Source organism: Mycobacterium sp. Soil_C_30, from assembly GCF_057656995.1.
This window is the reverse complement of the sequence record NZ_JBDGJH010000005.1, coordinates 288,504-308,708: the sequence shown is the minus strand read 5'-3', so window position 1 is coordinate 308,708 and position 20,205 is coordinate 288,504. Positions and strand designations below refer to the sequence as shown.

22 protein-coding genes are annotated in these 20,205 nt (G+C 68.7%); 7 read left to right on the top strand and 15 right to left on the bottom strand.

Features of this window, described 5'->3' with window-relative positions; all coding sequences use genetic code 11:
* Positions 1-3 precede the first annotated feature (3 nt).
* Positions 4-312, bottom strand: coding sequence for a hypothetical protein (locus tag AC3A6P_RS12280; RefSeq protein WP_487691767.1), 309 nt, complete (start codon positions 310-312; stop codon positions 4-6).
* 57 nt (positions 313-369) lie between these two features.
* Between AC3A6P_RS12280 and AC3A6P_RS12275 the strand changes: the two genes are divergently transcribed.
* Positions 370-1,005 (top strand): class I SAM-dependent methyltransferase, encoded by a 636-nt coding sequence (locus tag AC3A6P_RS12275; RefSeq protein WP_487691964.1) that lies wholly within the window; start codon positions 370-372, stop codon positions 1,003-1,005.
* Here the strand turns inward: AC3A6P_RS12275 and AC3A6P_RS12270 are convergent.
* The 4 genes from AC3A6P_RS12270 to AC3A6P_RS12255 all read right to left on the bottom strand — a co-directional run bounded on the left by AC3A6P_RS12270 (position 1,002) and on the right by AC3A6P_RS12255 (position 4,746).
* Positions 1,002-2,357, bottom strand: a complete 1,356-nt coding sequence (locus AC3A6P_RS12270; protein ID WP_487691766.1) for a sensor histidine kinase — start codon at positions 2,355-2,357, stop codon at positions 1,002-1,004. The two genes, AC3A6P_RS12275 and AC3A6P_RS12270, sit on opposite strands and share 4 nt — an antisense overlap.
* Positions 2,358-2,438: 81 nt before the next feature.
* Complete coding sequence (locus AC3A6P_RS12265) at positions 2,439-3,260, bottom strand: exodeoxyribonuclease III (protein WP_487691765.1); 822 nt, start codon at positions 3,258-3,260, stop codon at positions 2,439-2,441.
* Positions 3,261-3,262: 2 nt separating this feature from the next.
* Positions 3,263-4,153 carry an N-acetylglutamate synthase, CG3035 family gene (locus tag AC3A6P_RS12260; protein ID WP_487691764.1) on the bottom strand — a complete coding sequence of 297 codons (891 nt, stop codon included), beginning with the start codon at positions 4,151-4,153 and terminating at the stop codon, positions 3,263-3,265.
* Entirely contained in the window at positions 4,153-4,746 is a 594-nt protein-coding gene (locus tag AC3A6P_RS12255) for a peptide deformylase (protein ID WP_487691763.1), read from the bottom strand. Before AC3A6P_RS12255 ends, AC3A6P_RS12260 begins: the two co-directional genes overlap by 1 nt.
* A gap of 127 nt (positions 4,747-4,873) precedes the next feature.
* On the opposite strand from AC3A6P_RS12255, the gene napA reads away from it, so the two are divergent.
* The 6 genes from napA to AC3A6P_RS12225 all read left to right on the top strand — a co-directional run bounded on the left by napA (position 4,874) and on the right by AC3A6P_RS12225 (position 8,737).
* Positions 4,874-5,182, top strand: coding sequence for a nucleoid-associated protein NapA (napA, locus tag AC3A6P_RS12250; protein WP_487691762.1), 309 nt, complete (start codon positions 4,874-4,876; stop codon positions 5,180-5,182).
* A 15-nt stretch (positions 5,183-5,197) separates the two neighbouring features.
* The gene (locus AC3A6P_RS12245; protein ID WP_487691761.1) at positions 5,198-5,662 is read left to right on the top strand and encodes a LytR C-terminal domain-containing protein; all 465 of its coding nucleotides are present in this window, start codon (positions 5,198-5,200) and stop codon (positions 5,660-5,662) included.
* Between the two features lie 139 nt (positions 5,663-5,801).
* The gene (sodC, locus tag AC3A6P_RS12240) at positions 5,802-6,530 is read left to right on the top strand and encodes a superoxide dismutase[Cu-Zn] (protein WP_487691760.1); all 729 of its coding nucleotides are present in this window, start codon (positions 5,802-5,804) and stop codon (positions 6,528-6,530) included.
* Positions 6,511-7,644: a glutamate--cysteine ligase gene (locus AC3A6P_RS12235; protein WP_487691963.1), complete on the top strand. Its 1,134-nt coding sequence runs from the start codon at positions 6,511-6,513 to the stop codon at positions 7,642-7,644. The genes sodC and AC3A6P_RS12235 overlap by 20 nt, the downstream gene beginning before the upstream one ends.
* Before the next feature lie 20 nt (positions 7,645-7,664).
* Positions 7,665-8,102, top strand: coding sequence for a hypothetical protein (locus AC3A6P_RS12230; protein ID WP_487691759.1), 438 nt, complete (start codon positions 7,665-7,667; stop codon positions 8,100-8,102).
* 17 nt (positions 8,103-8,119) lie between these two features.
* Complete coding sequence (locus AC3A6P_RS12225; protein WP_487691962.1) at positions 8,120-8,737, top strand: LON peptidase substrate-binding domain-containing protein; 618 nt, start codon at positions 8,120-8,122, stop codon at positions 8,735-8,737.
* 6 nt (positions 8,738-8,743) lie between these two features.
* On the opposite strand, the gene mnhG is transcribed toward AC3A6P_RS12225, so the two are convergent.
* The 10 genes from mnhG to moeA form a co-directional block, all read right to left on the bottom strand.
* A complete protein-coding gene (gene mnhG, locus AC3A6P_RS12220; protein ID WP_487691758.1) occupies positions 8,744-9,076 on the bottom strand; it encodes a monovalent cation/H(+) antiporter subunit G in 333 nt (110 codons plus the stop codon).
* A complete protein-coding gene (locus AC3A6P_RS12215; RefSeq protein ID WP_487691757.1) occupies positions 9,073-9,351 on the bottom strand; it encodes a monovalent cation/H+ antiporter complex subunit F in 279 nt (92 codons plus the stop codon). The genes mnhG and AC3A6P_RS12215 overlap by 4 nt, the downstream gene beginning before the upstream one ends.
* Positions 9,348-9,902, bottom strand: a complete 555-nt coding sequence (locus AC3A6P_RS12210) for a Na+/H+ antiporter subunit E (protein WP_487691961.1) — start codon at positions 9,900-9,902, stop codon at positions 9,348-9,350. Before AC3A6P_RS12210 ends, AC3A6P_RS12215 begins: the two co-directional genes overlap by 4 nt.
* A gap of 23 nt (positions 9,903-9,925) precedes the next feature.
* Complete coding sequence (locus AC3A6P_RS12205) at positions 9,926-11,524, bottom strand: Na+/H+ antiporter subunit D (RefSeq protein ID WP_487691756.1); 1,599 nt, start codon at positions 11,522-11,524, stop codon at positions 9,926-9,928.
* A complete protein-coding gene (locus tag AC3A6P_RS12200) occupies positions 11,524-11,994 on the bottom strand; it encodes a Na(+)/H(+) antiporter subunit C (protein ID WP_487691960.1) in 471 nt (156 codons plus the stop codon). The genes AC3A6P_RS12205 and AC3A6P_RS12200 overlap by 1 nt, the downstream gene beginning before the upstream one ends.
* A 5-nt stretch (positions 11,995-11,999) precedes the next feature.
* Positions 12,000-14,894 carry a Na+/H+ antiporter subunit A gene (locus AC3A6P_RS12195; protein ID WP_487691755.1) on the bottom strand — a complete coding sequence of 965 codons (2,895 nt, stop codon included), beginning with the start codon at positions 14,892-14,894 and terminating at the stop codon, positions 12,000-12,002.
* A 313-nt stretch (positions 14,895-15,207) separates the two neighbouring features.
* Entirely contained in the window at positions 15,208-17,376 is a 2,169-nt protein-coding gene (locus tag AC3A6P_RS12190) for an AAA family ATPase (RefSeq protein ID WP_487691753.1), read from the bottom strand.
* Position 17,377: 1 nt separating this feature from the next.
* Positions 17,378-18,232: a CDP-alcohol phosphatidyltransferase family protein gene (locus tag AC3A6P_RS12185; RefSeq protein ID WP_487691752.1), complete on the bottom strand. Its 855-nt coding sequence runs from the start codon at positions 18,230-18,232 to the stop codon at positions 17,378-17,380.
* A complete protein-coding gene (locus AC3A6P_RS12180; protein ID WP_487691751.1) occupies positions 18,232-18,927 on the bottom strand; it encodes a phosphatidylserine decarboxylase in 696 nt (231 codons plus the stop codon). The genes AC3A6P_RS12185 and AC3A6P_RS12180 overlap by 1 nt, the downstream gene beginning before the upstream one ends.
* Before the next feature lie 69 nt (positions 18,928-18,996).
* Entirely contained in the window at positions 18,997-20,205 is a 1,209-nt protein-coding gene (moeA, locus tag AC3A6P_RS12175) for a molybdopterin molybdotransferase MoeA (RefSeq protein ID WP_487691750.1), read from the bottom strand.

Below are 20,205 nucleotides of genomic sequence, written 5' to 3'. Positions count from 1 at the left end.
GGTCTAGGCGCTCCGCGGCTGGTTCTGCGTGGCCTCGGCGATACGACGTTGCGCCTCCGCGACCGGAATGCGCAGGCGCCGCGCCAGCACCTGATCCCACGAGGCGCCGACGAACTCGACGGGCGTGGGACCGGAGACCATGCCGGCGAGGATGCTCCGCTGCACGCCGGCCATCTGCTTGTTGACGGTCTCCAGGCGCAGCAGCACGGCCCGCTGATCGGTGGGCCGAAGGTCGTGAAAATGCTTCGCGACCACACGGGTGGCCTCGTCGATGGTGTTCAACGCGGCGAGGATGTCATTGTTCGAACTCATGTTCGGCACAGTAGATCGACCCACCGACAAGCCGGTCCTACACTCGGTGAAGTGACGATCACGACGCAGCGCCGCGGCTTGAACGACTCGATCGCCAAGTTCTGGAGCTTCGCTGCTCCGGCTTACAACCAACCCTGTCTGCAGCGCTGGGTCTACCGGCCCGCGCAGGACGAGGTGGTGAGTGTCTTGCGTGCGCGCGGAGTCGAGCGCGTCGCCGACATCGCCTGCGGCACCGGAATCCTGACCGACCGCATCGAATGGGAACTGCGCCCCGACGAGGTTTACGGGCTGGACATGTCCGACGGCATGCTGGCCCAGGCCCGCCAGCGCTCCGACCGCGTGCGCTGGATGAAGGCACCCGCGGAGCAACTGCCCTTCGAGGACGGTTTCCTGGATGCGGTGGTCACGACATCGGCGTTCCACTTCTTCGACCAGCCCGCAGCTTTACGGGAGTTCCATCGAGTGCTGGCACCCGGCGGTCTGGTGGCGGTGACGACCATCAGCCCCCGACAACAACTCCCTCTGCACAAACTGTCCGCCGATCTGCGCAACCCGGCCCACAACCCGTCCCCCAAGGAGATGCGGCGGCTCTTCGAGGGCGCCGGACTGACCGTTGTCGATCAGCACCGGGTGCAGCGCCCGCTGTGGACGATGCTGCTGTCGGATCTGATCACCGTCGGCGTCAAGAGCTAGTAGAGCACCGGCAGCCGCAGCACCAGCCGCGCGCCACCCAGGGGGCTCTTCTCCAAAGCGGCTGTGCCGCCGTGTAATTCGGCCTGCTGGGCGACCAGTGCCAAGCCCAGGCCGGATCCGGAGCGGGACGCGGTGGAGCCCCGGGCGAAGCGTTCGAACACCTCCGTGCGTTCGGCTTCCGGGACCCCGGAGCCGTTGTCGTCGACGGCGATCTCGACACCGGCCGCCGAACTGACCGCGCTCAGCTGCACCTCGGTGGCCCCGCCGTGTTTGACGGCGTTGGCGATCGCGTTGTCGATGACCAGCCGTAGCCCGGCCGGCAGGCCCAGCATCAGCACCGTCGGCGACGGTATCAGTGACACCTTCAGATCCGGGTAGCTGTGGATGGCGTCGTGGGCCGCGCGGTCCAGCAGCTCGGTGATGTCGAGCGGCACCAGGTCGTCGGCGGTGGTCAACTGTCCCTGCGCGAGCCGCTCCAGCGCGGTCAGGGTGGCCTCGATGCGGGTCTGGGTACGCATGATGTCGCTGACCAGTTCCTCGCGCTGCGGTCGGTCCAGATCCAGCGTGGAGAGCACCTCGAGGTTGGTGCGCATCGCGGTGAGGGGTGTGCGCAGCTCGTGGGAGGCGACGGCGGCGAAGTCGCGCGCGGATTCCAGGGCGTCTTTGGTGCGCTGCTGCTCGGTGCCGATGCGGGCGAGCATGCCCTCGACGGCCTCGGCGATCTCTTCGGCCTCGCGGACACCGCGCACCTGGACGTCATCGGGGTTCGACTGGGCGTTGATGGCCCGGGCCTGTTGGGCGAGCAGCCGGAACGGGTTGACCATGATCAGCGAGATGAACCAGCCGACCACGATGGTGCCCGCGATCAGGCTGCCGCAGATGATCAACACCCGAAGGTGCAACGCGTCGATGCGGCGTTCGGTCTCGGCCACCGGGGCGCCCAGTGCGATGGACGCCGGGCCGGCGGCGAACGTACGGACTCGGTACTCGACGCCGTCGATGGTGGTGTTGGTGTAGCCGGTACCGAGTTCGGGCAGCACCACCGACGGCGGTGCCGACACCGTGACACCGCCGATACGCGCCGTGCGCACCAGGTTGCCGTCGGGTGTCACCTGTTCGACGTCACCCGCGCTGGGTGCGCTGAGCAGATTGGAGAAATCGCCGAGGCTGCTCACCGAGTCCAGCCGGCGATCCAGCTGGCTGTACTGGTCATTGGTGATGCCGATCCAGACCCAGGCGCCGATGGTGAGCACGGTGGCGATCACACCGAGGCCCGAGATGACGACGATGGTGCGGAGCGACAGAATCCGTGCCAGTGCCCGCAACAGCCGATCGAGCACGGAACTGGACACGGGGACATCTTGCCTGACGGACGGCGTCACTCCTCCTCGTGGCCCGGCAAGCGTGGTCCCGGCACCGCGCCGCCGGCGGCCTCAGCTAACTCCCGGCGGCAGATCCTCGAGGTCCACCAGCACCGGGGCGTGGTCGCTGGCGCCCTTGCCGCGCCGTTCGTCCTTGTCGATCTCGGCGTGGCGTACATGCGCGGCGAGTGCCGGTGAGCCCAGGATGAAGTCGATGCGCATACCGCGACGCTTCTGGAAGGCCAGTCGGGTGTAATCCCAGTAGGTGTACACGCCGGGCCCGGGGGTGAAAGGCCGCACGACGTCGGTGAATTGGGCATCGTTGATGGCGGTGAATGCGGCGCGTTCGGGTTCGGACACGTGGGTGTGGCCTTCGTAGGCCGCCACGCTCCAGACGTCATCGTCGGTGGGCGCGATGTTCCAGTCGCCCACCAGCGAGATCCGCGCGCCGGGGTCGTCCTTGAGCCATCCTGCTGCGGTATCTCGCAGTGCGGCAAGCCAACCGAGCTTGTAGACATAGTGTGGATCGGCCAGGGTGCGACCGTTGGGAACGTACAGGCTCCACACCCGCACCCCACCGCACGTCGCCGCCAGGGCCCGCGCCTCGGCCGCCGCTTCGACTTCGGGTTTCGAACTCCAGGTGGGCTGACCTTCGAACCCCACCTCGATGTTCTCCAGTCCGACCCGGGAAGCGATGGCCACGCCGTTCCACTGGTTGAACCCCACGTGGGCGATCTCGTATCCCAAGGCGGCGAACGGCATCGTCGGGAACTGTGCGTCGGTGCACTTGGTCTCCTGCATCGCGAGCACGTCGACGTCGGCGCGCTCCAACCAGTCCACCACCCGATCCACCCGGGTGCGAATGGAGTTCACGTTCCAGGTGGCCAAGCGCATGCTCACACCTTAGGGGGCAGAACGGAATCCACCGACACGTACCGCACGCGGTGATGCAGGGTGAAACCCATCGACTCGTAGAGCCGGATCGCCGCGGTGTTGTCGGCCAGCACCTGCACATAGCACTTCTGTGCGCCCTGTTCGGCGCCCCAGTTCAGCAGCGCCTGGCAGATCAACCGGGCATGGCCGCGGCGACGCTGGTCCTGCGCCACCCGTACCGCTGAAATACCCAGCCAGCGTGCGCCATCGGGCGCTGATGTCACTGCGCCTCGTCCCACCGCGGCGCCGCCGAGTGCGGCGAAGGTCACCACACCGTCGACGACGGCGGTGAGCACCTCGGTGGGAACCGGGCGTTCATACAGTGACAGCCACGCCGCGTCGGGAAGTTCGGTGAAGGTCACCCCGGGCGCGGTCGCCGGGTTGATGTCACACACCATCACCCGATTCGCCTTGATGCCTTCGGAACTGACCCGCACCAACCGCTCGGGCAGTGCCAGCCAGGGCGGCAGTCCACGCGACCGGTACCAGTCCGCGACCGCGGGCAGCTCTGCCAGCGTGGCCGACATGTCCAGCGGCACGGCGGAATTCGCCCGGCTGGTGTGACCGCCGGCCGCGCGCGCCAACCAACCGCCCACCCACTGCCGCTCGGTACCGGGCCAGGCCAGGGCCGCCGCGTGCTCGAGGGCGCGGATCTCGGAGTTGCGCACCGGGCGGTGGGACAGCTCACGCACGCTGACGATCGCCGACGGCGCCACCTCGACCGTGCCGTCGGAAACGGTGCGCACCCGCACCATCGGGGACACCGCCTCCAGATGACCGATGACGTCGGTCAAGCCGTCATCCAGCCGGTACCGGATGCTGACCCGGTTTCCCACGGCCGGAAGGTCACTCATCAGTGCCCGAACGGATCCGGTCCCTCACCGGGGGTCCAGGAGAACCCGGGCACGCCCCAGCCATGCGATTTGACCGCGCGCTTGGCGGCGCGGGCATGCCGGCCGATCAGCCGGTCCAGGTAGAGGAACCCGTCCAGATGGCCGGTTTCGTGCTGCAGCATGCGAGCGAACAACCCGGTGCCCTCGATGGTGATGGGGGCGCCGTCGGCGTCGAGGCCGGTGACGCGCGCCCAGTCCGCCCGTCCGGTCGGGAAGTTCTCGCCGGGGACCGACAGGCAACCTTCCTCGTCGTCCTCGGGGTCGGGCATGGTCTCCGGCACGTCGGAGGTCTCGAGCACCGGGTTGATCACCACACCGCGGCGTCGCGTGGTCTTCTTGCGATCGTCGGCGCAGTCGTAGACGAACACCCGCAGTGGCACGCCGATCTGGTTGGCGGCCAACCCGACTCCGTACGCGGCGTCCATCGTTTCGTACAGATCGGTGATCAATTCTTTGATGTCCGCGGGCAAGGATCCGTCCGGGCCGACTTCCACCGGCTGGGTCGGAGTGTGCAGGACGGGGTCTCCCACGATGCGGATTGGAACAACGGCCATGGTCGGCAAGCTTAAGTCAGCCGACGCGCGGGCTTGGGTGCCGTCCCAATTGTCGCGAGCGTGGTTGAATACTCGCGCAGAACCACACCGATGTCATTTCGTTGGCGAATGGTTATAAGGGAGCGACATGGAAGGCGCCATGGCAAGGGCTGAGCGTTCGGGGGGCGACGCTGAGCTCAGCGATGGGCTGACCCGTCGTGAGCACGACATCCTCGCATTCGAACGGCAATGGTGGAAGTACGCGGGTTCGAAAGAGGAAGCGATCAAAGAGCTGTTCTCGATGTCGGCCACGCGCTACTACCAGGTGCTGAATGCGCTCGTGGAGCGCCCCGAGGCGTTGGCGGCGGATCCCATGTTAGTCAAGCGACTGCGTCGGCTGCGGGCCAGCAGGCAGAAGGCGCGCGCGGCACGCAAGCTGGGCTTCGACATCACCTGAGCTAGGGTTGGCGCGATGAACGAGCGCGTTCCTGACTCCTCCGGGCTGCCACTGCGCGCCATAGTGATGGTGCTGTTGTTCTTGGGCATCGTCTTCCTGCTGGTCGGTTTCCAGGCCTTGAGTTCCGGTGGTGACGACGACACCTCTGCCGGTCCGGCTGTGACCACAACGACGTCGGCTCCCGCCCCCACCTCCGAGACCGAGGAACCCGCTCCTCGTCCCGAGGTGCGGGTGTTCAACATCTCCGAGACCCCGGGCGCGGCCGAGGGCACCGCGACCCGGCTGCGTGACGACAACTGGAATGTCACCGAGGTCGGCAATCTGGTGCTGCCGAACGTCCCCGTCACCACCGTGTACTTCGGCGAGGGTGAGCAGGAGGCCGCCGAGGAATTGGGCCGGCTGCTGGAAGCGCCCGTGGAACCCCGCATTCCGGAGGTCGCCGAGCAACCACCCGGCCTGATCGTGGTGGTCGCAGGTTAGGCCGGGGGGCACCCCCAGCGGAGCGAGGGGGAGAGCCGGGGAGGCAGGGCCGGACTGCAAACAGGTTAGGCCGGTCGCCGATGCGGCGACGAAGGAGCCGGGGAGGCAGGGCCGGACTGCAAACAGTTAGGCTCAGCCCATGCCCGCCAGTCTCTTGAAGAAATCTGCCTCCAAGAAAACAGCCGTTGCAGTCGCGCTCGTCGCTCCCGTGGTCGGTTTGACTGCGTGCGCCCCCAACGAGCCGGTGGCGACCACTCCGGGGACCAATCCTCCTGTCTGGACGGGTTCACCGGCCCCCTCTGCGGAGGAAGGTTCGGAATCCCACGGCGGCAGTGGCGAGAGCAGCGGTGGTTCCACACTCGAGGTGCCCATCAACGCACCCGACGGAACCGAGGTGGCAACGGCCACATTCGAGTTCAGCGCGGGCTACGCCACCGTCACCGTCGAGACCACCGGCACCGGGACGCTGACTCCGGGCTTCCACGGCATGCACATCCACCAGGTCGGCAAGTGCGAGGCCAACTCGGTGGCCCCCACCGGAGGCGCGCCCGGCGACTTCAACTCGGCCGGTGGACACTTCCAGGTGCCCGGCCACAGCGGGCACCCGGCCAGCGGCGACCTGAGCTCGCTGCAGGTGCGCGAGGACGGCTCGGCCCGCCTGGTCACCACCACCGACGCCTTCACCGAGGACGATCTGCTGGCAGGTGAGAAGACCGCGATCATCATCCACGAGAAGGCGGACAACTTCGCCAACATCCCGCCCGAGCGCTACAACCAGGTCAACGGCACCCCGGGCCCGGATGCCACGACGATGGCCACCGGTGACGCCGGCAGCCGGGTGGCTTGCGGTGTTATCGGCGGCGAATAACGCCAACCGTATCGATTTCGCCGGTTCCTACCGGCCGACCGTCGGCGTCGAATGGGAGTTCGCGCTCGTCGACGCGGTGACGCGGGACCTGAGCAACGAGGCCGCGGGCGTGATCGCCGAGTTGGGCGAGAACCCGCACGTGCACAAGGAACTGCTGCGCAACACCGTCGAGATCGTCACCGGCATCTGCTTCAACTCCGGGCAGGCGATGGAGGATCTGGCCACCACCTTGCGCACCGTTCGGCAGGTGGTCCGCGACCGCGGCATGGAGCTGTTCTGCGCAGGCACCCACCCGTTCGCGGAGGCGGCGGCGCAGAAGCTCACCGACGCACCGCGTTATGCCGAGCTGATCAACCGCACCCAGTGGTGGGGACGGCAGATGTTGATCTGGGGTGTGCACGTCCACGTCGGGGTGTCCTCGGCGCACAAGGTCATGCCGATCATCAGCTCACTGCTCAACCACTACCCGCATCTGCTGGCCCTGTCGGCGTCGTCCCCGTGGTGGGAGGGTGAGGACACCGGCTACGCCAGTAACCGCGCAATGATGTTCCAGCAGTTGCCCACTGCGGGGCTGCCGTTCCAGTTCCAGTCGTGGCGCGAGTTCGAAGGCTTTGTGCACGACCAGAAGAAGACCGGCATCATCGACCACATCAACGAAGTCCGGTGGGACATCCGTCCGTCCCCGCATCTGGGCACCGTGGAGATCCGGATCTTCGACGGGGTGTCCAACCTCGACGAGCTCAGCGCGCTGGTGGCACTGACCCACTGCCTGGTGGTGGATCTGGACCGGCGTCTCGACGCCGGCGAGGCCTTGCCGGTGATGCCGCCGTGGCACGTTCAGGAGAACAAGTGGCGCGCCGCCCGGTACGGCTTGGACGCGATCATCATCCAGGACGCCGAGAGCAACGAGCGGTTGGTCACCGAGGACCTCGACGACCTGCTGACCCGGCTGGAGCCGGTGGCACGCTCACTGCACTGCTCCGACGAACTGGCGCGCGTCGCCGACATCCCGCGTCGGGGCGCGTCGTATCAACGCCAGCGCCGAGTCGCCGAAGAGAACGACGGTGACCTGCGTATGGTGGTCGATGCACTGATCGACGAGCTGGTCATCTAGCGAATTGGGTGTGAGCAGAAATGCATTTCACGATCCGCAACGCCGCGCAGGTGCTCGCCGGGGTCGTGATCGCCTCGGCGGGGGTGGTGGCCTGCACCAGCACCGTCGACGGCACCCCGCTGGCTGATCCGAATGCTCCTGCGCTGACCACGACCACACGCGCACCGTCGACCACCACGTCGGCGCCCCGGCCGGGTGCGCCCTCGTCGTCCACGGTGCCCACCCGCACCAGCGCCCCCGGCGCACCGGGAACACCGGCGGTGGCGGACACCACGTGTGAGGAGTACATCGACCTCGACGAGGACGCCCAGCGTGAGGTGATCAGCGCGATCGGGGAGGAGAATGAGCTGGTGGCGCTCAACCCCGAGCTGTGGATCACTGTCACCAGTGCGTTGTGCACCTTCGCCGAACCCTCGACTCCGGTCCGGGAAGTGTTGGAAGGCCAGGGAATACGGTGACCACCGCCGCGACGCCGATGTTCCCGCTGGAAACCGCGCTGCTGCCCGGCGAAGAGCTGCCGCTACGGATCTTCGAGCCGCGCTACTCCGCGCTGGTGCAGGACACCCTCGACCGGGACGACAAATCGTTCGGGGTGGTGCTGATCGCCCGTGGGCGCGAGGTCGGCGGCGGGGACGACCGCCACGACGTCGGAGTGCGGGCGCGCATCGCCGCGTTCGAAGATTACGGCGACGGCAAGTACCGACTCAGATGTCCTCTCACCGAACGTATCCGGGTTCTCCAGTGGTTGTCCGACGATCCCTACCCGCGTGCCGTCGTCGAGTCGTGGCCCGACGAGCCGGGCGCCGTCCGCGGCAGCGACGTCGTGGCGCTGGAAGACCGGATCTGGGGGTTGTTCGAGCGGATCGCTCTGGCCCGCGACGCGCATCTGCCCGAGCGGGAAGCCGTCCTGGGTGACGGCGTGGACGTGACCGCCGGACAGCGGCTCTACGAGCTGGCCGCGCGGATGCCGATGGGGATCGCCGACAAGTACTCGGTGCTGGCGGCACCGTCGCCTGCCGATCGGCTGACCGCGTTGAGCGACGCCGTGGACACCGTGACCGCGATGGTCGAGTTCCAGCTCTCCGGTGAGTGACGCGCGCTAGTTGCGGTGTTCGCGCATCTCGTCTTTGGTCAGCAGTTCCTCGCGGTCACGCTGCTCGCGGTAGGCCAGCTGCCCCACCCGTTGCGCCACCACCGGGGCGGTGATGATGGTGAACAAGCCGGTGAGGATGATCATGCCCACATCGGGGTGGCCCCGCAGGCGCAGTGCCGCGCCGAAGAGCACCAGGAGCAGCCCCAGGGTCTGGGGCTTGCTGGCGGCGTGCATACGCGACAGTGTGTCGGGAAACCGGACCACCCCGGCGGCGGCCGTCAGGGCCAGCGCCGAGCCGGCCAGCACCAGCACCGCCGAGATGACATCGAATGTGTTCATCGTTTGGCGCCCCGATTCTCGGTGTCGGGCACGCGGAAACGGGCCACGCTCACCGAACCGACGAAGCTGATCAACGCCAGCGCCGCCAAGCTGTAGGTGACCGTGGTGTCGAGGCTGAACGCGGCCCAGGTGCCGATGGAGCACATGGTCACCGCCACCAGTGTGTCCAGCGCGACCAGCCGGTCGAGGGTGCTCGGTCCGGCCAGCAGCCGGAACATCGTGATGGCGGCAGCGGCGACGAGCATCACCGCGGCGATCAGCCAGATGGTGTTCATCGCGGCGCCTCCTCAGTGCTTTCCGGATCGGCCTCGAGTTCTTCCCTGGAGGCCGGTTTCCACTCCTCGTCGCGCTCGAAGGCGGCGATGAGCAGGCGTTCCACCACCTCGACCTGGTGGTAGAACTGTTTGACCGCCTTGTCGGAGCCCACGTTGATGACGTGGCAGTAGATCAACCGGCGCACCTGGTCGATCTCCAAGACGATCGAACCGGGAATCAGGTTGTAGATGTTGACCGCCAGGGCCAGCACCAGGTCCGATTTCACGGTCAGTTTGGCCCGCAGGACCGCGCTCAGCGGCGGTGGTCCCGGGCGGATGGCCAGCCAGGCGATCTGGAAACTGGACATCACCAGGTAGATGGCCACCCGGATGATCAGATTGAGCAGCGACAGCGGGTGCACCTTGCCCTGTACCGGCACCGGTGGCAGCGGGAGGGCGACGGTGATCAGCAGCGCAACGGCCAGGCCGGACAGCACGTTGGCCGCAGAGATGTTGCCCCACAACAGGATCCACACGGCGGTCAGGCCGGCCAGCACGGACAGCCGCAGCATGACCCAGCGCAGTGGTCGTTTTCTCACGGGCGGTCACCCCCCACCACCGCGGTGATGTACTGGTCGCGGTTGATCACTTCCTCGGCGGCACGCTCGCTGTAGGCGAAGATGGGACCCGCCGCCACGGTGAGCACCAACCCGACGGCGATCAGCGCCATGGTCGGGACCACCATGCCCACCGGCATCCGGCCCACGTCATCGCGGTCGTCGAACGCGATGTCCTCGTCGTCGTCGAGCAGCGCAGCCGGGGAGGCCGTCGACCGCCCGCCTTCCGGCGCATCGGCCCGGGCCCGCCAGAACGCCTTGGTCCACACTCTGGCCACCACGTAGAGCGTCAGCAGGCTGGTCACCACACCGCCACCGACCAGCATCCACGCCAGCACGGACCCGTCGGCGGTTCCGGCCTCCAGCAGCGCCACCTTGCCGATGAAACCCGAGAACGGCGGGATGCCACCCAGATTGAGGGCCGGAACGATGAACACGAAGGCCAGCAGCGGGCTTGCCGCCGCGAGCCCGCCGAGCCGCTTCAAGGTCGACGCACCGGCCTGGCGTTCGATCAGACCGACCACCAGGAACAGTGTGGTCTGCACCAGGATGTGGTGCGCGACGTAGTAGATGGCACCCGACATCCCGAGCTGGCTCGACAGGGCGATGCCGAACACCATGTAGCCGATGTGGCTGACCAGCGTGAAGGACAGCAGACGTTTGATATCGCTCTGCGCGATTGCGCCCAGGATGCCGACGACCATGGTCAACAGTGCGGCCACCAGCAGCAGCGGGTCCAGTCCGCCGTCGGGGAACAGCAGGGTGTGCGCCCGGATGATGGCGTAGACGCCGACCTTGGTGAGCAGACCGGCGAACACCGCGGTGACCGGTGCCGGGGCGGTGGGGTACGAGTCGGGCAGCCAGGTGGACAGCGGGAACACGGCGGCTTTGATGCCGAAGGCGACCAGCAGCACCGCGAACAGGGCGCTGCGGGTGCCGTCGCTGACATCGTCGAGGCGCACCGCCAGCTCGGCCATGTTCAGGGTGCCGGTGGCGGCGTAGATCAGAGCCAGGCCGAACAGGAAGATCATCGACGAGACCATCGACACCATCACGTAGGCGATGCCCGCGCGAACCCGGTCCCGGGTGCCGCCGATGGTCAGCAGCACGAAGCTGGCGGACAGCAGCACCTCGAATCCGACGTAGAGGTTGAACAGGTCGCCGGCCAGGAAGGCGCTGCACACGCCCGCCGACAGCGCCAGGTAGGTGGGCAGGAAGATCGACACCGGCTGGCGCTCGTCACCGTCGCGGATGCCCTGACCGACGGCGTAGAACATGACGGCCAGCAGCACGATCGATGACACCAGCAGCATCAGCGCCGACAACCGGTCGGCCACCAGCGTGATGCCCAGCGGGCCCATACCCGGTTCGCTCTCGCCCCAGCCGCCGACCTGCAGCGCCTGGGTTCCGTCGCGGTCCACCAGGTACACCAGCGTGGCGCACACCGCGACCACCGCCGACAGCGCCGCGACGGTGATGACGCGCTGTCCGCGCGGTTTCCGGCCCGCGATCAGGTTCAGGGCGGCGCCGAGCAACGGGATGAGCACGGGCAGCGGGATCAGGATCTGAGCAAGCATCAGCGCGACCCCTCATGCCCGGGCAGGGCGTCGAGTTCGTCGGGTTCGTCGGTGTCGGGATGGCGCGGCGTGATGCCTTCGACGGCGTCTTCGTCAGCCTGGGCCGCCTCGGCTTCCTGCGACACCCGGGTGTCCTCGGGGTCGTTGGCCACTTCTTCGGCCGTGGTCAGCCGGTACGAGCGGTAGGCCAACGCCAGCACGAACGCCGCGATACCCATCGTGATGACGATGGCGGTCAAGATCATGCCCTGGGCCAGCGGGTCGGCCGTCGTGGTGTTGTCGCCGCTGGTGCGACCCCGGACCGGGGGATTGCCGGAGGGGCCGCCGACGGTGAGGATCAGCAGGTTGATGGCATTGCCGAGCAGCAGGAGCCCGAGCAGCATGCGGGTCAGGTTGCGTTCCAGCAGCAGGTAGACCCCGCACGTGGTGAGGCCGCCGATCATGATCAGGGGCACGACGTAGACAGTCATACCGGTCATCGACGTGCTCCTACCGGTCGGCGCGGACTGTCGACCATCTCGACATCGATCCGCGCGCCGAGGCTGCGCAGGACGTCGAGCACCAGGCCGACCACGATCAGATACACCCCGAGGTCGAAGAACAAGGCGGTGACGAACTTGATGTGGCCGAGCACGGGCACATCGAGTTCGATGATCGCCGACGACAGCGCCGGCGCACCGAGCAGGATCGACGCCACCGCGGTGCCCGCTGAGAAGCCCAGTCCGACACCCAGGATCTTGCCCGCGTCCAGGGGCAGGGTCTCGCCCAGCTCGTACCGGCCGCCGGCCAGGTAGCGCAGCACCAGCGCCAGTCCGGCGGTCAGACCGCCGGCGAAGCCGCCGCCCGGGGTGTTGTGTCCGGTGAAGAAGAAGTAGACCGACAGCACCATGATCAGCGGGAAGATGAAGCGGGTCGCGACTTCGAGCACCAGTGAGCGGTAGCGGGGATCGCGGTACTCGCTGCCGCGCAGCCAGGTGGTGTCGCTGGCGGCGGGGCTGTAGGCCATCACCACCCCGATGTCGGGTTGGCCGGCGGGCTGGCTGGTCTGCGGGATCCGCGGTGCGGCGCCGAAGCGGCGGTGGCGGAACACCAACGAGGCGACGCCGGTGGCGGCGACCAGCAACACCGAGATCTCGCCGAGGGTGTCCCAGGCGCGGATGTCGACGAGCAGCACGTTGACGGTGTTGGAGCCGTGGCCCCGGTAGTAGGCGGCATCGGGCAGCAGGTCGGCGATGGGCCGGCCGCTGCGGGCGGCCATGGCGAAGACGGCCAGCGTGGTCACGGTGGCCCCGACGGCGACCGCCAGGGCGGCGCGTGGGAGCCGGAAGCGCTTCATGTGCGTCGCTTCGGCCTCGGCGGGCAGGGTGCGCAGCACCAGCACGAAGATCACCAGCGTCAGCGTCTCCACCAGGAACTGGGTCAGGGCCAGATCAGGGGCGCCGTGGAAGGCGAAGATGACGCCGCAGCCGTATCCGGTCAGGCCCACCAGCAGCACCGCGGCCAGGCGGTTGCGCATCACCACGGCCCCGAGCGCGCCCGCCAGCATCAGCACGCCCACCACCGGGGTCAGGACCGACTCCCACAACTGGAAGTCCGGCCGATCGCGCCCGCCGGCGATGAGCACCACGATGGGCACCAACACCAGCGTCGTCAGGATCACCGACTGGGTGGCCGGAATGGAGCCGCGCTGCGTGGCTCCGGTGAGGCGGAACGCCACCCAGTCCAGACCGCGGATGGTGGCGTCGTACACGCGGTCGGCGTTGCCCAGCGGCAGGAAATCCATCCGCGCCCGGCGCAGCCGTCCGCGCAGGATGAAGGAGGCCGTGCCCGCCGCCAGGACGATGGCCGACAGCAGCAGCGGCAGGTTGAAGCCGTGCCACAGCGCCAGGTGGTAGCTGGCGCCGCCCGGCAGCGACTCGGCGTAGGGATCCAGCGCCTTCTCGAGGATGTTCGGCATCAGCCCGAAGAGCAGCCCCGCCGCCGCGAGCACGGCGGGAGCCACCAGGAACGTCACTGGTGGGCGGTGCAGGTTGGCCACGCGGGTGCTGGGTTCGCGCAGCCCTTTCTTGGCGAACGCGCCCCACAGGAAGCGCAGGCTGTAGATGGTGGTGAACACCGAGCCGGTGACGATGCCCGCGGTGACCCACGGCGCCCAGGTGCCCAGCGACGGGCTGTGCATCAGGGTCTCGAAGTCGGCCTCTTTGGCCACGAAGCCCAGGAACGGCGGCAGAGCCGCCATGCTGGCGGCCGCGCCCGCGGCGATGGTCATCAGGACCGGCAGCCGGCCGCCCAGCCAGGCCAGCCGGCGTATGTCGCGGGTGCCGGTGGCATGGTCGATCACGCCGGTGACCATGAACAGCGAGGCCTTGAACATGGCGTGCGCACACAGCATGGCCAGGCCGGCCAGCATGACATCACCGTCACCGGTGCCGACCAGCACGCTGATCATGCCGAGCTGGCTGACCGTGCCGAACGCGAGGATGAGCTTGAGGTCGTACTCACGGATGGCACGCCAGCCCGCCAGGACCATGGTCAGCAGGCCGAGGCCGATCACCATCGGCCGCCAGGGCGCGGCGTCGGCGAAGCCGGGGCTCATCCGAGCGACCAGGTAGACGCCGGCCTTCACCATTGCGGCGGCGTGGAGGTAGGCGCTCACCGGGGTGGGCGCGGCCATGGCGCCGGGAAGCCAGAAGTGGAACGGGACGAGTGCTGATTTCGACAGGGCGCCGATGAGGATCAGCACGATGCCGACGTTGACGGCCAGCCCGACGGGTGGGTTGGCCACCAGGTCGGAGAGCAGGTAGCTACCGCCGAGCTCACCCAGGATGATGATGCCGACCAGCATCGCCAGGCCACCCGCGGTGGTCACCATGAGTGCCTGGGTGGCGGCGCGACGGCTGGTGGCGCGTTCGGCGTAGTGCCCGACCAGCAGGAAGGACAGCACCGACGTCAGCTCCCAGAACACGTAGAGCAGCAGCAGGTTGTCGCTGGTCACCAACCCGAACATGGCGCCGGAGAAGGCCACCAGTTCGGCGGCGAAGCTGGGCAGCCGGTTTTCGGTGTGCTCGTCGTGGTGGTGGAAGTAGTCGGCGCAGTAGAACAGCACCAAGGCCCCGATGCCCAGCACCAGCACGCTCATGATGGCGGCCAGGGTGTCGAAGCGCAGGTCGATGTCCATCGACAGCTCCGGCACCCAGTTGATGGTGACCCTGTGGTCATCAGCTTGGTTGGAGGGCCAGTTGGTGGCCACCCAGATCAGCGACGCGGCAGGTACCACGGCCAGGGGATAGAACGCCCGTCGTCCCCATCTGTTCACCAACAGCGGTGCCACCAGGGCGGCCACGGCATGGGCTAACAGGACGGCGAGCATGGCACTCCGTTTTCTCTGGCGCTCGGCACGCGGGTGCGCGCACTTTCGCGTCGACTTACGTCGGGGTGTCAGCCCACTGGTGGGCTTTGATCTTTACGGGTTCTTTACGGCCATTCTACGGGGTTGACCCGCGGTTGAATTCACGCCATCGCACGCGTGTGCGAATGTCGGTTGGCCGCAACGTTTTTGAGCAACAGACGGACGACGATCCGGTGGGCGCGGCCACCGATGACCAGCCCCCGATGCATCCGGCCGGAGACGCGCGGGGGAACTCGGCCCACGGTTCGGCGACCACCGGCGCGCTGTCCGGCGGTCAGCGGCCGGCCGCGAACTCCCGCAGCGACTCCACCTGAACCGGGTCCAGCGACGGCCGCACCGTCGCCCTCGCCTGCAACACATCGGCCAACGTGACATCGGCGGCGTCGATCGATCGCCGCATCGCCGTCAGCGCGGCCTCCCGCAACAACGCCACACAATCGGCGGCGCTGTACCCGTCGAGCTCGCCGGCCAGCGCATCGAGGTCCACATCGGCACTCAGCGGCACCGACTTGCTCGCGGTGCGCAGGATGTCACGGCGCGCCTCGGCGTCCGGGGGTTCGACGAACACCAGCTTCTCCAGCCGCCCGGGTCGCAGCAGCGCGGGATCGATCAGGTCGGGCCGGTTGGTGGCGCCGAGCACCACCACGTCGCGCAGCGGGTCAATGCCGTCGAGCTCGGTCAGCAGGGCGGCCACCACGCGGTCGGTGACACCGGAGTCGAAACTCTGCCCGCGCCGCGGCGCCAGCGCGTCGATCTCGTCGAGGAACACCAGCGAGGGTGCGGAATCCCTTGCGCGGCGGAACAATTCGCGTACCGCCTTCTCGGACGAGCCCACCCACTTGTCCATCAGCTCGGCGCCCTTGACGGCATGGACGGAAAGCCGGCCCGTGCTGGCAAGGGCCCGCACCACGAACGTCTTGCCGCAACCGGGCGGCCCGTAGAGCAGCACCCCCCGCGGCGGTTCCACCCCGAGCCGGGTGAAGGTGTCCGGATGCTGCAACGGCCACAGCACGGCCTCGGTGAGCGCCTGTTTGGTGGCCACCATGTCGCCGACGTCGGCGAGGGTGACCGAGCCGACCGACACTTCTTCGGTGGCCGAGCGGGACAGCGGGCGGATGACGGTCAACGCGCCGGCCAGATCGTCCTGGGTGAGCACTGGGGGCGCTCCGTCGGTGCTGGCCCGTCCGGCGGCGCGCAGCGCCGCTTCGCGCACCAGGGCGGCCAGATCGGCCACCACGAATCCCGGAGTGCGCCCGGCGATCTCGGTCAGGTCCAGGTCTCGCGTCGGTACCGCCCGCAGCAGCACTTCCAGCAGTTGGCGGCGGATATCGGCATCCGGCAGCGACAGGCCCAGCTCGCGGTCGCACACGTCGGGGGCGCGCACCCGCGGATCCAGGCCGTCGGGCATCGCGGACGTGGCCACGAACGCCACCCCGGGCGTGGCGATGGCAGTGCGCAGCTCGGCGAGGATCAGGCTGGCCACCGGCTCGGGTGGCCGGTCGGCCGATGCCGGCAGCAGCGCATCGACATCGCTGATCAGCAGCACACCGCCGCCGTCGCGGACCCGGGACGTCGCGGCTGCCACCGCAGCCAACCGGGATTCGGCGGCCAGCGCGCCGATCTCGGGCCCGTCGAGCTCGACGAGTGTGCGTTCCGCGCACACCGTACGGACCAGAGTGGCTTTGCCCACCCCGGCGGGGCCGGACACCAGCACCCCGAGATTGGCGGTGGCGCCCAGGGTTTCGAGCAACTCGGGCTCGTCGAGGGCCAGCTTCAACCATTCGGTCAGCTTGCCGGCCTGCGCGTGGGCCCCTTTGAGGTCGTCGAAGCTCACCGTCGGATGCGCAGGCTCCGCGTCGACCCGCGGCACAACAGCGGCAGACCGCGACTCATCGCCCCAGCTGACCATGGAATTGGGTTGCACACTCACCGGTCCGGCGGGGTCCACCGCACTGACCGTCAGCAGCTCCGAGGTCCACGTGATGCCCACGGTCCGGGCCAGGGCGGCGCTGGCTTCCGAGGTGGAGGTGCCGGGCCCGAGGTCGCGGGGCAGCAGCGACACCGTGTCTCCGACCGTCATCACCTTGCCCAGCAGCGCTTGGCGCAGGGTGGCGGGCGACACCGAGCCGCTGGCCAGTTTGGAGCCGGTGACGGTCACCGACCGCGCGCCGTACACGGTGACGGGGGAGATCACCACCGAGGCGTCTTCGCGCAGCCCGGCGTTGGACAGGGTGACGTCATCGAGCAGCGCGGTCCCGACGGGCGTGCCGGGGCCGGCCACCCCGACCACGGCGGCGGTGGTGCGAGCGCCGGTCAGCGACACCGCGTCCCATTCGCGGATGCCCAGCGCGGCGATCGCCTCCGGATGCAGCCGGATGACGCCGCGGCGCGAATCCAGCGCCGAGGTGTTCAGCCGGGCGGTGAGGGTGACGTGGGGCGCCACCTCAGCCGCCAGGCCTGCGCAGCCCGAGTCGCGTCATCGAGCGGCGGTTGGGTTGTTTACCGCGGCGGATCTCACGACGTTGCGCGCGGCGTTCCTTGGGTTTGGCGTCCCAGGCCTCGGGCCGGGCCGCCACCCAACGCTGGCTGCGGACGGTGAACGGGATGACACACAGGTAACCGACGATGATCAGCAGCACCAGCACGTACGGGAACAGCAGTAGGGCGGCCGCGGCCGCAGCGATGGCGATCAGCAGGATGGGCGCGGCATTGGGCGGCATGGACACCGACTTCAGTGCCAGCGTAGGTACCCGGCTGATCAGCAGCGTGGCGTTGGCGGCGAACCACAGGCAGACGAACCATTGCGACGTCCACCAACCTTCGCCGAACTGCAGCAGCGCGGCCAGCGGACCGATGACGCCGACGGCCCCGCACGGCGCGGGCATACCGGTGAAGTACTGCCGGGTGTAGGCGGGTTTGGTGTCGTCGTCGAGCAGCGCGTTGAACCTCGCCAATCGCAGCACGATGCACACGCAGTACAGCAGCGCGAAGATCCAGCCGACCGGCGACGTCGGCAGCAAGGTCACGTACACCACCAGCGCGGGCGCCACCCCGAAGTTCACCGCGTCGGCCAGCGAGTCGATCTCGGCGCCCATCCGCGACTGGGCGTCCAGTGCGCGGGCGATCCCGCCGTCGATTCCGTCGAGCACCGCCGCCGCGCCGATGAGAGCCAGCGCGATGTGCGGGCGCCCGTCCAGGGCGAACTTGATGGACGTCAGCCCCGCGCAGATGGCCAGCACCGTGGTGGCGCTGGGCAGTATTCGCATCGCCCTGGGGCGCTGCTTGTTCCGGTTCGGCATTACGGCAGCTCGGCCAGGACGGTTTCTCCGGCGATCGCCCGTTGCCCGAGGCTGACCAACAGGTGCGACCCCTCGGGCAGGTAGGTGTCCAGGCGGGAACCGAAACGGATCAGGCCGTAGGTGTCGCCGATGGACAGCTTGTCACCGGCCTTGACATCGCACACGATGCGCCGGGCCACCAGACCGGCGATCTGGGTGGTGATGATGTCGACGCCGTCGGGGGTGCGGATGACGATCGAGTTGCGCTCGTTGTCGGCGCTGGCCGACGGCAGGTCCGCAGTGCCGAACAGGCCGGGCTTGTACTCGACGGCAATCACTTCACCGCCGATCGGCGCCCGCTGGACATGGGCGTCGAGCACCGACAGGAAGATGCTGACACGCGGCAGCGGCACATCCGGCAGACCGAGTTCCGGCGGTGGCACGGCGTGCTCGATCAGGCACACCTGGCCGTCGGCCGGGGCCACCACCACCCCGGGCCGGGTGGGGGGCACCCGCTTCGGATGCCGGAAGAAGCCGGCGTGTGCGGCAGCGGCAACCAGGCCCGCGGTGCGCAACCAGCGCGACCGGTAGCCCAGGGCGGCGACAGCAAGGCTGGCGCCGACGAACGGCACGCCGGCCCGGTGCATGGGCGGAACGGTGGAGCGCACCAGGTCGACTAGATGGGAAGCTTCGGACGAGCGAGGGCGTCTGGCCACAAGCCCATACTAAGTAGGTCGCCGATGCGGCGACGGAGGAGCCGGGGAGGTGGGGCCTACCTGCAGAGACTAAGTAAGGTCCCAGACTCGCACGGGTGACCCCGCTGCGAGCTCGGTGACCTCCTCCGGGATTTCCAGCAGGCAGTTGGCCGAGGCCAGCCAGCGAAGATGGTGTGACGCGGGCGGGCCGTAGCTGGTGACCGTGCCCGCCGCCGCGTCGTACACCCCGCGCCGGAACTGCCGTTTGCCGGCCGGCGAGGTCAAAGTCTCGGCCAGCTCGGCGGTGCGGTGCGGGCGGTCGGCGTCGGGCAGGCCCATCGCTGCGCGCAATGCCGGGCGGACGAACACCTCGAACGAGACCAGCGCGCTGACCGGGTTGCCGGGCAGCGTCACGATCGGGACGCCACCGACGCGCCCTGCGCCCTGCGGCATGCCCGGCTGCATCGCCACCTTCACGAACTCCACCGCACTGTCGTCCTGGCCGTCGCCCAATGCGTCCTTGACCACTTCATACGCGCCGGCACTGACACCGCCGGTGGTGATGATCAGGTCCACGTCGGCGAGATGGCCGGCCAGCGCCGCCCGGAACTCGTCGACGTCATCGCTGGACATCGGTGCGTTAGTGGCTTCGGCGCCGGCCTCGCGGACCGCCGCCGCCAGCATGGGTGCGTTGGACTCGTAGATCTGACCGGGCGCAAGCGTGACTCCCGGCGCCACCAGCTCGGTGCCCGTCGACATCACCAGCACCCGCTGCCGCGGCGCCACCTCGAGTTCGGCGATACCGAGCGCGGCCGCCAGCCCCAGCGCGGCCGGAGTGACCACCTGCCCGGCGCGCAACACCGTCGTCCCCGCGGTGACGTCCTCGCCCGCGGTCCGGACGTGCTGGCCCTGCGGCGCCGTCGCGCGGATTTCCACCTGCTCGGTGCCGCCGTCGGTGCGCTCCACCGGGACCACCGCCGTCGCCCCCTCGGGTAACGGCGCACCCGTCATGATCCGGTGTGCGGTGCCCGGCTGCAGGGTCAGCGGATCGGTGCGTCCGGCCGGGATGTCCTCGGCCACGGGCAGGCGGACCGGAGCCTGCACCGACGCCTCCGCGACATCGGGCGCGTACACCGCGTAGCCGTCCATCGCGGAGTTGTCGAACAGGGGCAGCGACAGCGGCGCCACCACATCAGCGGTGAGCACCAACCCCTCCGCCTCGGTCAGCGGCAGCCGGATCCCGGCCCGCGGGGTGAGCAGAGCGGCGACCACCCGCTGGTGTTCCTCGACGCTGCGCAT

What these genes read in the sequence shown, in the direction of transcription:
- AC3A6P_RS12280 (WP_487691767.1), bottom strand. Translation starts at nt 312, where the DNA reads ATGAGTTCGAACAATGACATCCTCGCCGCGTTGAACACCATCGACGAG.
- AC3A6P_RS12265 (WP_487691765.1), bottom strand. Translation starts at nt 3,260, where the DNA reads ATGCGCTTGGCCACCTGGAACGTGAACTCCATTCGCACCCGGGTGGAT.
- AC3A6P_RS12260 (WP_487691764.1), bottom strand. Translation starts at nt 4,153, where the DNA reads ATGAGTGACCTTCCGGCCGTGGGAAACCGGGTCAGCATCCGGTACCGG.
- AC3A6P_RS12255 (WP_487691763.1), bottom strand. Translation starts at nt 4,746, where the DNA reads ATGGCCGTTGTTCCAATCCGCATCGTGGGAGACCCCGTCCTGCACACT.
- napA (WP_487691762.1), top strand. Translation starts at nt 4,874, where the DNA reads ATGGAAGGCGCCATGGCAAGGGCTGAGCGTTCGGGGGGCGACGCTGAG.
- AC3A6P_RS12245 (WP_487691761.1), top strand. Translation starts at nt 5,198, where the DNA reads ATGAACGAGCGCGTTCCTGACTCCTCCGGGCTGCCACTGCGCGCCATA.
- sodC (WP_487691760.1), top strand. Translation starts at nt 5,802, where the DNA reads ATGCCCGCCAGTCTCTTGAAGAAATCTGCCTCCAAGAAAACAGCCGTT.
- AC3A6P_RS12230 (WP_487691759.1), top strand. Translation starts at nt 7,665, where the DNA reads ATGCATTTCACGATCCGCAACGCCGCGCAGGTGCTCGCCGGGGTCGTG.
- AC3A6P_RS12225 (WP_487691962.1), top strand. Translation starts at nt 8,120, where the DNA reads ATGTTCCCGCTGGAAACCGCGCTGCTGCCCGGCGAAGAGCTGCCGCTA.
- mnhG (WP_487691758.1), bottom strand. Translation starts at nt 9,076, where the DNA reads ATGAACACATTCGATGTCATCTCGGCGGTGCTGGTGCTGGCCGGCTCG.
- AC3A6P_RS12215 (WP_487691757.1), bottom strand. Translation starts at nt 9,351, where the DNA reads ATGAACACCATCTGGCTGATCGCCGCGGTGATGCTCGTCGCCGCTGCC.
- AC3A6P_RS12210 (WP_487691961.1), bottom strand. Translation starts at nt 9,902, where the DNA reads ATGCTGCGGCTGTCCGTGCTGGCCGGCCTGACCGCCGTGTGGATCCTG.
- AC3A6P_RS12205 (WP_487691756.1), bottom strand. Translation starts at nt 11,524, where the DNA reads ATGCTTGCTCAGATCCTGATCCCGCTGCCCGTGCTCATCCCGTTGCTC.
- AC3A6P_RS12200 (WP_487691960.1), bottom strand. Translation starts at nt 11,994, where the DNA reads ATGACTGTCTACGTCGTGCCCCTGATCATGATCGGCGGCCTCACCACG.
- AC3A6P_RS12195 (WP_487691755.1), bottom strand. Translation starts at nt 14,894, where the DNA reads ATGCTCGCCGTCCTGTTAGCCCATGCCGTGGCCGCCCTGGTGGCACCG.
- AC3A6P_RS12185 (WP_487691752.1), bottom strand. Translation starts at nt 18,232, where the DNA reads ATGCCGAACCGGAACAAGCAGCGCCCCAGGGCGATGCGAATACTGCCC.
- moeA (WP_487691750.1), bottom strand. Translation starts at nt 20,205, where the DNA reads ATGCGCAGCGTCGAGGAACACCAGCGGGTGGTCGCCGCTCTGCTCACC.